This window comes from Xanthomonas hortorum (assembly GCF_011305375.1).
Lineage (GTDB): Bacteria > Pseudomonadota > Gammaproteobacteria > Xanthomonadales > Xanthomonadaceae > Xanthomonas > Xanthomonas hortorum_E.
Genome location: NZ_VCME01000032.1, coordinates 24,088 through 38,317, shown reverse-complemented (window position 1 = coordinate 38,317; position 14,230 = coordinate 24,088). Strand labels below are relative to the sequence as shown.

General features: G+C 67.3%; 11 protein-coding genes. 3 read left to right on the top strand and 8 right to left on the bottom strand.

What is annotated here, in order from left to right:
- Positions 1 to 48 precede the first annotated feature (48 nt).
- Both FFY45_RS21335 and FFY45_RS21330 read right to left on the bottom strand, forming a co-directional pair.
- Positions 49 to 438, bottom strand: a complete 390-nt coding sequence (locus tag FFY45_RS21335) for a hypothetical protein (protein ID WP_217902698.1) — start codon at positions 436 to 438, stop codon at positions 49 to 51.
- A gap of 300 nt (positions 439 to 738) precedes the next feature.
- Positions 739 to 1,704 (bottom strand): helix-turn-helix transcriptional regulator, encoded by a 966-nt coding sequence (locus tag FFY45_RS21330; RefSeq protein ID WP_176341948.1) that lies wholly within the window; start codon positions 1,702 to 1,704, stop codon positions 739 to 741.
- A 263-nt stretch (positions 1,705 to 1,967) separates the two neighbouring features.
- Here FFY45_RS21330 and FFY45_RS21325 point away from each other — a divergent pair, with 263 nt between their 5' ends.
- From FFY45_RS21325 to FFY45_RS21315, 3 genes are read left to right on the top strand one after another with little or no spacing between them, the layout of a single operon-like run.
- Complete coding sequence (locus tag FFY45_RS21325; protein ID WP_217902697.1) at positions 1,968 to 4,142, top strand: TonB-dependent receptor; 2,175 nt, start codon at positions 1,968 to 1,970, stop codon at positions 4,140 to 4,142.
- Positions 4,132 to 6,030 (top strand): ABC transporter ATP-binding protein, encoded by a 1,899-nt coding sequence (locus tag FFY45_RS21320; RefSeq protein WP_255172108.1) that lies wholly within the window; start codon positions 4,132 to 4,134, stop codon positions 6,028 to 6,030. The genes FFY45_RS21325 and FFY45_RS21320 overlap by 11 nt, the downstream gene beginning before the upstream one ends.
- Entirely contained in the window at positions 6,027 to 7,820 is a 1,794-nt protein-coding gene (locus tag FFY45_RS21315) for an ABC transporter ATP-binding protein (RefSeq protein WP_176341947.1), read from the top strand. The genes FFY45_RS21320 and FFY45_RS21315 overlap by 4 nt, the downstream gene beginning before the upstream one ends.
- Before the next feature lie 166 nt (positions 7,821 to 7,986).
- Here the strand turns inward: FFY45_RS21315 and FFY45_RS21310 are convergent, their stop codons facing one another.
- Genes FFY45_RS21310 through flhF form a run of 6 tightly spaced genes read right to left on the bottom strand, consistent with a single transcriptional unit; the run spans position 7,987 to position 14,013 of the window.
- Complete coding sequence (locus FFY45_RS21310; protein WP_055826896.1) at positions 7,987 to 9,645, bottom strand: chemotaxis protein CheA; 1,659 nt, start codon at positions 9,643 to 9,645, stop codon at positions 7,987 to 7,989.
- Between the two features lie 2 nt (positions 9,646 to 9,647).
- Positions 9,648 to 10,274, bottom strand: a complete 627-nt coding sequence (locus FFY45_RS21305) for a protein phosphatase CheZ (RefSeq protein WP_006450905.1) — start codon at positions 10,272 to 10,274, stop codon at positions 9,648 to 9,650.
- On the bottom strand, positions 10,274 to 10,666 hold the full coding sequence (gene cheY / locus FFY45_RS21300; RefSeq protein ID WP_002813536.1) for a chemotaxis response regulator CheY: 393 nt from the start codon (positions 10,664 to 10,666) through the stop codon (positions 10,274 to 10,276). Before cheY ends, FFY45_RS21305 begins: the two co-directional genes overlap by 1 nt.
- Before the next feature lie 35 nt (positions 10,667 to 10,701).
- A complete protein-coding gene (locus FFY45_RS21295) occupies positions 10,702 to 11,475 on the bottom strand; it encodes an RNA polymerase sigma factor FliA (protein ID WP_023903918.1) in 774 nt (257 codons plus the stop codon).
- Positions 11,472 to 12,356 (bottom strand): MinD/ParA family protein, encoded by an 885-nt coding sequence (locus tag FFY45_RS21290; RefSeq protein ID WP_006451802.1) that lies wholly within the window; start codon positions 12,354 to 12,356, stop codon positions 11,472 to 11,474. The genes FFY45_RS21295 and FFY45_RS21290 overlap by 4 nt, the downstream gene beginning before the upstream one ends.
- Positions 12,343 to 14,013 (bottom strand): flagellar biosynthesis GTPase FlhF, encoded by a 1,671-nt coding sequence (flhF, locus tag FFY45_RS21285; protein ID WP_176341946.1) that lies wholly within the window; start codon positions 14,011 to 14,013, stop codon positions 12,343 to 12,345. Before flhF ends, FFY45_RS21290 begins: the two co-directional genes overlap by 14 nt.
- Positions 14,014 to 14,230 lie beyond the last annotated feature (217 nt).

Below are 14,230 nucleotides of genomic sequence, written 5' to 3'. Positions count from 1 at the left end.
GACGGAAGAAGCGCCAGTTGCGGCGCAACAGCGGGGGCCGCGAGGCCGTCATCGTTCCGGTGCCGGCTCGGCCGCAGCCACGCCGGTGGCTTGCGCGGCCGCAAGCCAGGCACGTGCCTGGGCCAGTGCCTCGGCCTGCGTGGCGACGATCCGGTAGGGATACGCGGCCTGACCGGAGGCGTTCCAGGCATCGGCCTGACGCGCGTACTCGCCACGCGCCACCGGGTCTTCCACCACGCGCACCGCGCCCAGGCAATCGCGTTGTTGCAGGGCAAAGCTGTCCTTGCTCCAGCGGGTATAGAGCGTCATGAAGTGCGCCGATTGGCGCGGCAGTTGCGCACCTTGCAGCAACAGCACGTGCCGCTCGGCACGCGCATAGACAGCCTGGAGTTGCGCCATCAGCGCACCGGCCTGCGCATCGGGCACATGCTCCGGCATGTGGAGCGTTACCAGAGGCCAGTCCCGGGTGTCGACAAACGGAGTCATGCAATGCCTTTGGAAGGGAAGCCGGCGGCGATCGGCAGCACGGGGGCGGCACACCGCAATCTGTGCGCACCGACCGTCACGCCGCCCTTGACGCAGGGTGGCGTGCTGCCTGATCGAGCAGTAAATGATAAGTATTCGTAATTGTGCTGCCGCCCGGATCAGACTTTTTTCGGCCCGTATCCGGTCAGTCCACAGGCGCCTGGCAGGGCCGGTGTGCGCGATGGCCGATGCGGCGACCGCACCGACGTGGTCTCAGCGCTGGCGCTTGAACGCCGAAGGATTGACGCCGAACTGCTTGCGGAAGGCGGCCGTGAAGTGGCTCGCGTTGGTGTAGCCCAGGTCGGCGGCGACCACGGTCACCGGGGCATGGCCGTTGCACAGACGCTCGCGCGCCGTGTGCATCCGTTCGTGTTGGAACAGCCCATAGATGCTGTGGTCGAACAACTGCCGGAAGCCGCGCTTGAGCGTCACCGCGCTGAGGCCGGTCTCCCGTGCCAGTTCGGTGATGGTGGGCGCCTTGCTCAGATCCGCCAGCAGCAGGTCGCGTGCTCGTAGCAGTTTCTTCTGGCTGGCCGGGCAGAGCGCGTTGTGCTGCGTCGGGGCCTGCTCGCAGCGGGCTTCCACGGACAGGCTCACCAGCACCAGCGCCTGGCCCAGCAACCACAGCGGGGAGGCGACCTGACGCAGATCCGGACGGGTCGACGCGGCCCGCAAGGCCTCGCTCAGGGCATGCGCCGTGGCATGCATTTCGGCGCCGCAGCGCTGCATGTCGCAGCAGTGCGTGGCGTCCAGATCCCGACGCAGCGATCCGCCCAGGTCAGGCATCCAATCGGCAAGCAGATCCGGGCGGACCGAGACGGTCACCTGCTCGAAGCTGCCCGCATAGGACGACTTGCTGCTGCAGCCGGGGGTGTAGTTGATGCAGCTCATGCGTTCTTCCAGCACATGCTCGATCTCGCTGCCGCGTTCACGCATCGCGAAGCTGCAGCGTCCATGCAGGGCGCAGGAGAAGTGCACCCGGTCCCAGTCGTCGCGCACGCTCATGGTCACCGGCTGGGGGAAGTGCGCCCGCCATAGCAGCACATCGACACCGGGTTGCGGCGTCACATGAATCAGCCCGCAGGACGCGTCGGGCTGCAGATCCGGCACCGCCGTGCCGGCAAGTAACGAGGAGACGGTGACCTCGGAAGCGATATGCGGCGTGGGGGTGGAGTTCATGCGACCTGCTTCATGGAGTGATGCGGATCCGGGGGAAGGGTGAACCGATACGGGTAGTGTAAAAAATAAGAATCATTATCGTTAACAGTCGAGGCGGTGTGACGACTGTCGCTTCGGCTTGGTTCAGCAACCGGGCAGGTAGGCCATGCAGTCGTTGACCGTTTTTTAGTTTCTGCGTGCTGCTGCAGTCGGCGGCGTTTGCCACTAGCTGCCTGCGGATCGAGACGCAGCCGCTTTTCCCATTCCCATCAGGAGCCCAGTCCGTGCAGCACCCGTTCGTCGCGCAGACGCCGCAAGGCCGTTTCCAAACGCTCCATTCCTTGACCCTGGCGTTGCTGGCTGCGCTTGCCGCCGCGCCGAGCGTGTCAGCGGCGCAGGGGAGCTCTCCGAGCCGTGCTGCCGAGGACGCCGTGTCGGATGCGGGCGCCACGGCGGAAGGACAGGTGACGGAACTGGATGGAATGACAGTGACGGCGCGCCTTGCAGCAGAGCACGCCAAGGATATTCCTTTCGGGATCGGCGTGATCGGGGGCAGCGAGCTTGAGACCCGCCGTCAGTTCACGCTGGAAGAGGCGCTGCGCGCCACGCCGGGTGTGAACGTCTGGAGCGATGGCTCGCCGCACAGCGCCAACGTCCTGATCCGCGGCTCCGGCTCGATCAATCCGGTCAGCACCGACGATGGCGCGGTGGCGCTGTCGATCGATGGCGTGCCGCTGTCCATGCGCTCGATGTCGCTCGGCACGCTGGATATCGAGCGCGTGGAGATCCTCAAGGGTCCGCAGGGCACCTTGTTCGGCAGCAATAGCCGGGCTGGTGCGATCAATGTCATCACCAACAAGCCGACCCGCGATCTGCAGGCCTACGTCCGCGGCGAGATCGGTCAGCAAGGCCAGCACCTGGAAGAAGCCGTGCTCAGCGGCCCGCTGTCGGAGTCGCTCAGCGGGCGTTTTGCGATCCGCAATAGCGGCTCTGATCACTGGGTCGACAACGCGCGCACCGGCGAGCCGCTGTCCAGGCCGCGCAGCCTGATGTTTCGTGGCAGCGTGTTTTGGGAAAACGGCGCCGGCACCAACCTGCTGTTCACTGCCGACCGAGAGGATGCCAGGCGCAACCTGGGCCTGGCAGTACTGCGGCCCTACGACGACCCGCCGGTGATGGATGTCACGCCCGGCCTGTACGACGACAACACCAAGACGGTGGAGCGCTATGCGGTCACCCTCAACCACGATCTGCCGGTGGGGCGGCTGACTTCGGTCACCGGCTACACCAGGTTCGATACCGACTTCGTGGGCGGTTACGACGCGCGTGCGATGCAGGCCATGTTCGGCATACCGGCCGAAAACATGCAGCGCAGCAGCATGGACGGCAACACGCTCAGCCAGGACCTGCGCTGGACCTCGTTGCCGGGTGCGTCGGTGTTCTGGGTGACCGGCGTGAACCTGTCGCGCTCACAGCGCAGCTTCGACCAGCTGTACATCAGCAGCAACCAGGCCATGGAGCGGGACTACCAGACCGATAGCCATGCGGTGTACGGCGAGGTCACCTGGCCGCTCACCGACGTGCTCAAGCTGACTGGCGGCCTGCGCCATACCTGGGACCACAAGGCCTACGATGCCCTCTACGCCGGAACCGTCTCCGACTACCGCCGTCTACGCGACGACTATTCCACCGGGCGGGTGGCGCTGTCCTATGCGCTGACAGCGACCACCAACCTGTATGCCGCAGTGTCGCGCGGCTACGAATCCGGAGGCATCGGCGACTTTCCGACCCAGGTGGCCGACAGCGTGCCGTTCAAGCCGGCCGCGTCCAATGCGCTCGAGCTGGGCTTCAAGACGGAGTCTGCCGACGGCCGTTACGCGTTGAATGGCGCGCTGTTTGCCACCCGGGTCAAGGACGACCACTTGATGGGCTTCGATCCGGCAACGTTGGCCACCTCGACGGTGAATGCCGATACCCGCAGCCGGGGCGCCGAATTGCAGGGAACGTGGCAGTTGGGCGAGGGATTCTCGCTGTCGGGCGGGCTGAGCGTCATCGATGCCGAGATCACCAGCAACGTGTCGGGCGTGTCCGGCGGCGATATCCGCAAGGGCAACCGGTCGCCCGACGTGCCGAGGTGGGGTGGCACCCTGGGTGCAGCGTACATGCGGCCGTTGGCGGCGGTGCGCTGGCTCTCCGCGCCGGTGCTGAACGCGCGGCTCGACTACCAGTACGTCGGTACGCGTGCGGCCGACACCCAGAACCACTTCGATCTGAACAAGTATCAAAAGGTGGATGTGCGGATCGGGGTGGCCTCCGGCGGCACCGAGATCTATGTGTTCGGCAGCAACCTGCTCGACGAACAGTACGACCTGTACGGGTTCGCGCCCGCCGCGCCCACCTATGTCGGCGCGCCCGCGCGTGGCCGCACGCTGGGGATCGGTGTCAGGCATGACTTCTAGGGCGGCGACCAGGCAAGGCAACACCGACGGGCCAGCGTCTGCGGCCGCACCATCCACGCGCACACGGGCGCAACGTGGCCAACCCCACGCCTGGCAGATCATGCAGCCGGTGCGTGGCCAGATCCGCCTGGCGATGTGTCTTGCCGCCGCCGCTGCGCTGTTCAATCTGGGCTCCTTGCTGGCACTGGCGCTGGCGGTACGGCAGCTTGCCGAGGCATCGGGCCGCTGGCCGGTGGCGCCGCTGCTCGCTGCGGCAGCGTGCCTGGTGGGCGGCTATGGGATGCGCCTGTCCGGGTTCAACCAGTCCCATGCGGCCGCCTTTCGGCTGGAGGCCTTGTTGCGCCAGCAACTGGTGCAGCACCTGACGCGCGTGCCGCTGGGCGAGATCCAGCGCTGGGGTGCGTCGGCGCTGTCGAAAGTGCTGCAGGACGACGTCAAGGCGCTGCACGTGTTCGTGGCCGATAGCACGCCGCTGTATGCGCGGGCCTTTGTGATGCCGGTCTGCACGGGGCTGGCGCTGCTGTGGCTCGATTGGCGGCTGGCGTTGACCACGGCGGCGCCGCTGGCGCTGGGATTCGGCGTGCTGGCGCTGGCGATGCGGGGCGGGGCCGAGATGGGCCGGCGCTACAACCAGGCCCGCGAACAGGTGAGCGCGGCGGTGATCGAGTTCGTGCAGGCGATGCCGGTGGTGCGCAGCTTCGACACCGGCCAGTCGACCTTTGGCCGTTATCGGCAGGCACTGGACGGGTATCTGGACGTGCTCACGCGCTGGTACCGTCAGGCCGGGTTTTCGGCACGTATGTCCTTCGCCGTCTTGAACCCGCTGCCAACGCTGCTGGTGCTGCTGTGGCTGGGCGGATGGCTGCTGCTGCATGGGCAGCTCGCGTTCGGAATCTGGGTAGGCGCGTTGCTGCTCAGCGCCGGCATGGCCGAAGCGATGATGCCGATGATGATGCTGCGGCAAATGGTGGAGAAGGCGCAGCTGAGTGCGGCGCGCATCCAGGACGTGCTGGCATTGCCGGTCCAGCCGGTGCCGGCGGCGTGCGCCAGCGTGCCGGCCGATGCCGGAGTGGTGTTCGACAATGTCAGCTTCGATTACGCGCAGCAGACGGGATCGGCGGATGGAGCGGATCAGCCGCCGCAGGAGCGCGCGCTGAGCGGGGTGAGCTTCCGCGTCGAACCCGGCACCGTCACCGCGCTGGTCGGTCCTTCGGGGGCGGGCAAGACCACCGTCGCCCGGCTGATTCCGCGCTTCTGGGACGTGCTGGAGGGCCAGGTCAGCATCGGCGGCGTGGATGTGCGCGCACTGCCTACCGAGATGCTGATGGCCCAGGTCGGGTTCGTGTTCCAGGACACTTTCCTGTTTGCCGACACGGTGGCCGACAACATCCGTCTTGGCGTGCCGGATGCGGACATGCGCGCGGTGATCGAAGCCGCCACCGCCGCCCAGGCGCACGCCTTCATTCAGGCGCTGCCAAAGGGCTACGACACCCCGGTGGGGGAGCGTGGCGCCGCGCTTTCCGGCGGGCAACGGCAGCGCATCGCCGTTGCCCGCGCGATCCTGCAGAACCGGCCGATCCTGGTGCTCGACGAGCCGACTGCGTTTGCGGACCCGGAAAACGAACTGGCCTTGCTGACCGCCCTGTCCGCGCTGATGCGCGGCAAGACGGTGATCATCGTGGCGCACCGCCTTGCCACGGTGCGCGATGTGGACCAGATCCTGGTCTTCGAGCGCGGGCGGCTGGTCGAGTCCGGGCAGCACGCTGCGCTGGCTGCCGGCGGGGGCGTGTATGCGCGGCTCTGGGCGCATCACGCGCAGGCCCGGCATTGGGCCTTGCGCGGGACTGCTGGGCAGCCGGCCGATCGCGCGCCGCAGGTGGTGCCATGAGTGGGTTGCCGAGGCCGTTGTCGCAGTTGTCCACGCTGCTGGGTTCCACGCGGACGGCCTGGAGTCGGTTGCTGGGGGTGATGGGGTCGCACGCGCCGGCCTTGCGGCGCTGCCTGGCCGGGCTTGTCGCCGCTGCGGTCCTGCAGGGATTGGCGCTGGCCTGCGTGTTCCCGCTGTTGGCGGCACTGTTTCCTGCACCGGATCAGGGCCGGGCGCTAGGCTGGCTGGCCGCCATGACGGTGCTGGCCGGCATCGCCACGGTGCTGCGCTGGCGTGCGCAGGGCTTCGAGTACGGCGGTCGATTGGCGCAGGTCACGCACGCGTTGCGCCTGAGGCTCGGCGAGCAACTGCGCCGCATGCCGCTGGAGCGCTTGCGCGAGAGCCGCGCCGGGGAGATGAACGCGCTGCTGCTGGGCAACGTGGACGAGCAGCTGAATTACTTGGTGGCCATCGCCAACCTGATCCTGACCGCCACCGTCGCGCCGTTGGCGCTGGCGCTGGCGGTGCTGGCGTTCGACCTGCGCCTGGGGGCATTGCTGCTGGCGGTCTTTCCGCTGCTCTGGGTGCTGCATCGCTGGCGTCGTCCGGCCTTCGCGCGCGACATGCGTGGCCTGAACGACGCGCATCGGCGCTGTCATGCGGACCTGGTCGAGTACACGCAGGGGCTGACCGCGCTGCGCGCGGCCTGCCAGGAAGGCGGTCGCGTGGGGATGCTGCATGCGGGGTTCGAGCGCCTGCGGCAGCTCCAGACTGCAGCCCATCGTCAAGGCGTGCGGCCGTCGGTGGTCACCGCCAGCCTGGTCGAGCTGGGCCTGCTGGGGGTCGTCGTGGCGGCGACTGGATGGGTCGTGTCGGGAAGGCTGCAGCCTGCGGCGGTGGCGGCGGTCATGGTGATCGTGGTGCGCTTGTCCGAACCGATGGCGACCCTGGTCAGTTACACCATGGTGTTGGAGATGATGGAGGCCGCGCTGGAACGGATCGAGGCGCTGCTGGCCATTCCCGCGCTACCGGTGCAGCTGCCGCAGGCCATGCCCGATCAGTTCGATGTGCGCTTCGAACAGGTCTGTTTCCACTATGCCGACGACCCGGACAGCGCCGCGCTGATGCACTTCAGCGCGACACTGCCGGCGCAGGCGATGACGGCGCTGGTAGGCCCCTCCGGCTCCGGCAAGACCACCGTGGCCCGCCTGCTGTTACGCCATGCCGACCCGCAGGCGGGGAGCATCACGATCGGCGGCATCGACATCCGCCGCATGTCGCCGGAGGCGTTGAACGCGCTGGTGTCGGTGGTGTTCCAGGACGTCCATCTGTTCGACGACACGGTGCTGGCCAACATCCGCATGGGACGCCCGGATGCCGATGACGCACAGGTCCGCGCTGCCGCCGTGGCGGCGCAGTGCCTGGACTTCATCGAGCGCCTGCCGCAGGGCTGGAACACGCGGCTGGGCGAAATCGGCGACCGGCTGTCCGGTGGCGAGCGTCAGCGCATCTCGATCGCCCGCGCGTTGCTCAAGAACGCGCCCATCGTGGTCCTGGACGAGCCCACCGCCGCGCTGGATACCGAGAGCGAGCTGGCGGTGCAATGCGCCATCGACACCCTGGTGCGCGACAAGACGGTGATCGTGATCGCCCACCGTCTGTCCACCATCGCCGGCGCCGACCGCATCCTGGTGGTGGAGGATGGCCGGCTGGTGGAACAGGGCCGGCATGCGGAACTGCTGACCTGCAACGGCCGCTATGGCGCACTGTGGCACGCGCAGCAGGTGGCGACGGCGTGGCGTGTGAGCTGAGTGATCAGGTTCGCTGCGATTGCGCCCAATCGCGGTCCGTTGCATCGATGCCCGCCAGCACGACTGCATGCGTATCGAAACAACAACGGCCGCTATGCGCAGCCGTTGTGATCAACTCAAGCAACCCGGATCGTCACCACGATTCCCGATTCCCGATTCCCCAAACTCAATGATCGCTGGAGCGCAAGCCATCCACATCCAGGATCAGCGCCATGCGGCCGTCGCCGATCAGGGTGGCGCCGGCGTAGCCGGGCAGGCCGCGCAGGGCGCGCGGTAGCGGTTTGATGACCACTTCCTCGCGTCCGCGCACTTGATCCACCACCAGGCCGAAGCGGGTTTCGCCGGCCTGCAGCAGTACCACGGTCAGCAGCGGCGGTTGCTCGGCGGGCACGCCCAGCCAGCGGCGCAGGTCGATCAGCGGCAGGGTGTGCGAGCGACGGTCCAGCACGGCGCGGCCGTCGAACCAGCCCAGCGAGGTCTGTGGTGCATGCAGCACTTCGACCACGCGGGCCAGCGGCAAGGCATAGACCGCTTCGCCGGCCTGCACCAGCAGGGTCGGCAGGATCGCCAGGGTCAGCGGCACGCGGATCATGAAGCGGCTGCCGCGGCCCAGTTCGGACTGGATCTGGATCTGCCCGCTGAGTTCGCGGATGCGCGATTGCACCACGTCCATGCCGACGCCACGGCCGGAGATGTCGGTGACTTCGGCCTTGGTCGAAAAGCCTGGCATGAAGATCAGATGCAGGCACTCGTCGGTGCTCAGACGGGCAGCGGCTTCGGCGTCGATCAGGCCCTTGTTGCGGGCGATTTCGCGCAGCCGCTCGGGGTCGATACCGGCGCCGTCGTCCTGAATTTCGATGCTGACGTAGTCGCCTTCCTGCTGCGCGGACAGACGTACGTGACCACTGCGCGGTTTGCCGGTGGCTTCGCGCAGGGCAGGGGACTCGATGCCGTGGTCGATCGCGTTGCGCACCAGATGCACCAGCGGGTCGGCCAGGGCTTCGACCAGATTACGGTCCAGTTCCGTTTCGGCGCCGATCAGTTCCAGCTCCACTTCCTTGGACAAGGTGCGCGCGACATCGCGAGCCACCTTGGGGAAGCGCGAGAACACCTTGCTGACCGGCTGCATGCGGGTGCGCATGACCGCGGTCTGCAAACGCGCGGTGGCGATATCCAGCACGCTGACCGCGCGATCGAGTTCTTCGTCGCGCAGGCGGGTGCGCAGGGTCTTGAGACGATTGCGCGAGAGCACCAGTTCGCCGATCAGGTTGACGATGGCATCCAGGCGCTTGGTGTCCACGCGCACGGTCTGTTCGGCTTCGGCACCTTTTGCGGCGGCTTTGGGTGCGGCTTTGGCGCCGGGTGCCGGTGCATGGCCGTCGTCATGGGCAGGTGTGGCCACCGCAGCCAATGCGGCTTTGGGCGCGGCCTTGACCGCCGGCGGGCCGCTCTTGGCATCGAACTGCGCGATCAGCGAGGCCGGCGCATGCGGCACGGTCTCGCCCGAGCCCATCGCATCGAGCATCGCCTGCAGATAATCCAGCGACTGCTGCGCGGCATCGAAGTGATGCGCCTGCAACACCGCCTGGCCGGAGCGCGCCATGCCAAGGGTCTCTTCAGCAGCGTGGCACAGCTCCACCATGGGCTTGATCGCCAGAAAGCCGGCGCCGCCCTTGAGCGTGTGGAAGCCGCGGAACACCGCGTTGAGCTGGTCGGCTTCGTCCGGTGCCTGTTCCAGCGCGACCAGCTGTTCGCCGAGGCGATCCAGGATTTCCTGGGCCTCGACGATGAAATCGGCAGCAATATCGTCTGGAACAGCACTCATGGTTACAACCCCAATCCGGACAGCAGGTCATCGGCGTCGTCTTGCGACACCGCGTGACGGTCCAGGCCCTTGACTGCAGGACCGGCAAGACCGCCGTCGTCTTTCTTCGGCTCGGTGCTCTTCGGCGGCAGGCCGAGCGCACCGAAGCCTTCGTGCACGCGCCGCACGATGCCGGCCACGCGACGGATGATCTGCCCGCTCAGGTCCTGGTAGCTCTGCGCCAGCGACAGTTCGGTCAGGTTGTGGCGCATCTTGTCCATCAGCGCGCCCTGATCCTGATTCAGACCGCCGTCGCGCAGCTGGTTGGCCAGCTCACGGCATTCTTCGACCAGATCCAGCGTGCGATGGCTGGCCTTTTCGGTCATTTCCACCACGTGGTCCAGGCGCGAACACGCATCGTCCAGCTCGCCGGCTTCTTCGGGCACGGTGGGCAGTTCGCCCAGCGCCTGACCGAGTTCGCGTGCGAGCCGGCTCAGGCCCTGCATCATCGGACGGGTGCGCAAGGCGGCGAGGTGGTCGACCTCGCGCTTCCATGCGGCTTCGTCACCGCTTTCCAGTGCATCGAGCGCGCCTTGCAGGCGGTCGATCAAGGCAGCGCGTTCGGCATTGGTTTCCACGGTGGCGTTCATCAGGCGGTCGCCGCCAGACGTTCGAACACCTTGCCCAGCTTTTCTTCCAGCGTCTGCGCGGTGAACGGCTTGATGATGTAGCCGTTCACGCCGCACTGGGCGGCTTCGATGATCTGCTCGCGCTTGGCTTCGGCGGTCACCATCATCACCGGCAGGTGCTTGAGCTTGGCGTCGGCGCGGATGTTGCGCAGCAGGTCGATACCGGTCATGCCGGGCATGTTCCAGTCGGTGACCACGAAATCGAACGGGCCGGCCCGCAATGCAGCCAATGCGCTGTTGCCGTCTTCGGCCTCTGCGGTATTGGTGAAGCCAAGATCGCCCAACAGATTCTTGACGATACGTCGCATCGTAGAGAAGTCGTCCACGATCAAAATCCGCATGTTCTTGTTCACATCAAGCTCCTAACACTAAAAAATACGCGAAAAAATCATTCGTCAATTTCGACACCGGCATCGGCCAGTTCGAAGACCTTGAGGCGGCCGCGCAGACGCACCACGGCCTGGCCGTGGATCTGGCAGACGCGCGATTCGCTGACACCGAGCACGGCGCCGATTTCCTTCAGGTTCAATTCCTGTTCGTAGTACAGCGACAGCACCAGCTGCTCGCGCTCGGGCAACTGGCCGATGGCCTTGCCCAGCTCGCGGCCGAACTCGCCACGCTCCATCATCTGCTGCGGGTTGGGGCCACCCTTGGCGGTGGTGTCCAGCTCGCCGTGATCTTCGATCCGCGACTCCAGGCTCAGCACCTGGCCGCGCGCGGCGTCTTCCATCAGACGCAGGTAATCGGGCAACGGCATTTCCATCGCGGCGGCCACTTCGGTGGCGGCGGCGGCGCGGCCGGTGTTCTGTTCGATCTTGCGTACTGCAGCAGCAGCGTCGCGGGCACGGCGGTGTACCGAACGCGGCACCCAGTCGCCTCTGCGAATCTCGTCGATCATCGAGCCGCGGATACGGATCGAGGCATAGGTTTCGAACGAGGCGCCCTGCTCGGAGTCGTAACTACGTGAGGCTTCGATCAGGCCGATCATGCCGGCCTGGATCAGGTCGTCCACTTCCACGCTCGCCGGCAGGCGCGCAGCCAGATGGTGGGCGATGCGGCGCACCAGATCGGCGTGCTGGGTGACGATGTCGTTGGCGTTGTTGCGTTGCACTGCACGGTACTGCGCGGTGGCCGTCGTTGCGGTTGCGGTAGCGGTGCTCATGCGGCGACCCCCCGTTGGATGATGCGTTCGACAAAGAACTCGACGTTGCCGCGTGGCACGGTGGGGGCCTGCCAGCGCGAGGTACGCCGCGCGATTTCTGCGATGGCCAGCGCCGAGGGGCTGGCGGGGTAGGCCTTGATGACCGGTTGCTGGCGCTGTACCGACAAACGCAACCAGTCGTCCTGCGGCACGTGGCCGAGGTAGTTCAGCGACACGTCGCCGAGGAATTTTTCGCAGACCCGCGACAGCTTGTCGTACAGCAGGCGGCCTTCGTTGGGGTCGCGCACCATGTTGGCGATGATCTGCAGACGGTCCACGCCGCGTTCGCGCGAGAGCACCTTGATCAGCGCGTAGGCGTCGGTGATCGAGGCCGGTTCGTCGCAGACCACCACCACGGTGTCCTGGGCGGCCTGGCAGAAGGTCAGCACGCTGTCGGTGATGCCGGCGGCGGTGTCGATGACCATCACGTCCAGGTCGCGTTCCAGTTCGGAGAACACGTTGACCAGGCCGATGTGCTGGGCCGGAGCCAGTTCGGCCATGTGGCGGCGACCGGAGGCGGCCGGGACCACCAACACGCCGCCCGGGCCTTCGATGATCACTTCGTCCAGCGTGCAGCGGCCGGCGATCAGGTCGGCCAGGGTGTACTTGGGCGAGAGTCCCAAGACCACGTCCAGGTTGGCCAGGCCAAGGTCGGCGTCGAGCAGCAGGGTGCGCTTGCCCATTTCAGCGAGGGCCACGGCCAGGTTGGCGGAGATGTTGGTTTTACCCACGCCGCCCTTGCCACCGGTCACGGCAATGGTGCGCACCGGGCCCAGGGGCTCGGGACGGGTCGCCGTCAGGGGGAAGGCGTTGGTCAGCTTGGCGTATTCACGCGACTGCATGGTTGTGCTCCGGAGTACAGGGCTTATCGGCAGCGCGCCGCAAATCTTCAAGGCGAAGAACGAGACTGGCGGCATTGGCGCGGTGCAGGTCGTCGGGGACCCGCTGTCCGTCAGTCACCCAGGTGATGGGCATTTGGTGGTCGACCACCACCGACAAGGCGCTGCCGAAGCGGCCGGTCTCGTCGAGTTTGGTCAGCACCACGCCTTGGGGTTTGGCGTGGGCGAAGCGGCGTACGACCTCGTCGAGGTCGGAAAAATGGGCGTTGGCCGGCAGCACCAGCAGCGAGGTGACCTGGTGCGCGGCGCGCAGCCAGTTCAGCTGTGCGGCCAGGGCGCGGTCGCGCTGGCCCATGCCGGCGGTGTCGATCAACACCAGCTTGTAGTCGCGCAGGCGCTCGAGCAGTTCCAGCAGGCTCTCGGCGCTGTCGGCCTCGTGCACCGCGATACCGAGCTGACGGCCGTAGCTGTGCAGCTGCTCGCGGCCGCCGACGCGCTGGGTGTCGGTGGTGACCAGGGCCACGTCGCGCGGGGCGTGCTGGGCGGCGAAGCGCTGGGCGAGCTTGGCGATGGTGGTGGTCTTGCCGGCGCCGGTCGGGCCGACCAGGGCGATCACGCCGCCACGTTCCAGCGGGTCGATCGGGGCCACCGGCAGGCGCTTGGACAACAGGCCCAGCATCAGCCCGCGGCCGCGGTGCAATTCGGTATCGGCCGGAATCTGCAGTGCCACGTCGCGGATCAGGCCGGCGTCGAAGCCGTAGTCGTCCATCAGCTCCAGGGCCTGCGCACGCACCGGGGAGCCACGCAGGCGCTCGTCGGTGAGGCGGTTCATTTCGCGCTCGATCATCTGACGCATCAGCGCCAGCTCACCGCGCAGCTGCTTGAGTTCTTCGTCGTTCTGCGGCACCGGGGCGGCGGCGACCGGCACCGCGGCCAGGGCGACCGGGGCGGCCACCAGCGGCGGCAATGCGGCCGGCGGCAGGATCTGCGGCAGCGCGTCGTCCATGTCGAAGCCGTCGTCGTCCTGCTCGTCGTCGTCCTGCCCGTAAGAGGCGTGGGTGGCGAGCGCGGCGGCCATGATCGGCGTGCGTGCCTGCACCGGGGCAGCGTGCACCGGAGCCTGCACCGGTGCGGTGGTCAGGAAGTCGGCGAACAGCTGTTCCGGCACTGCCGACAGCGCATGTTCCTGGCGCGGTGCGGCGGCAACTGCAACGGCGTGGGCCAGTGCCTGGGCGGCGGCAGACGGGGCCGCGGCAGTCCGCACCGGTGCGGCGACCGGCGCCGAGCGCGGCACGTTGACCGGCTGGCGCAGCGCCATCGCGGCGATCATGTCGTCTGCGGCGCTGGCAACACGCTGACGCTGGCTGCTGCCGGTGTCGCCGGCCGGCTTCAGCGGGGCGTGGAACGGCGCGGCTGGCCGGGCCGGGGCCAGCTGGACCGGCGCCTGTTCGATCTGTGCCGCCGCAGCTGCCGGAGTCTCGGAGCGCGCGGTTTCCAGAGCGCGCTGCACGAGTTCTTCGTCGTAGTTGCTGGCAGCGACGATCTCGATGCCTTCGGCGGTACGGCGGTTGGACAGGATCACTGCGTCCGGGCCGTGTTCTTCACGCACCATGCGGAATGCGGTGCGCATGTCCGGGGCAACGAAGCGTTTGATTTTCATGCGAAGTGCCTCCAGGAACGGGACCCGCCGGACGCCGGACGGGTGCGCGATGAATGTGGGTGTGTTGCCAGCGTCATGAGTTGCCTGTCCCGTTCGGTTGTTCCAAGTGCTGCTGCTCGCCCCGCAGCGATCAAGCTGACTGCGGTCTCGCCAGAGCTAATGCACGCGGCGTGCCAAAACGCGGTGCCGGGGTTCCGGCGCGGGAATCTGGAGGGTC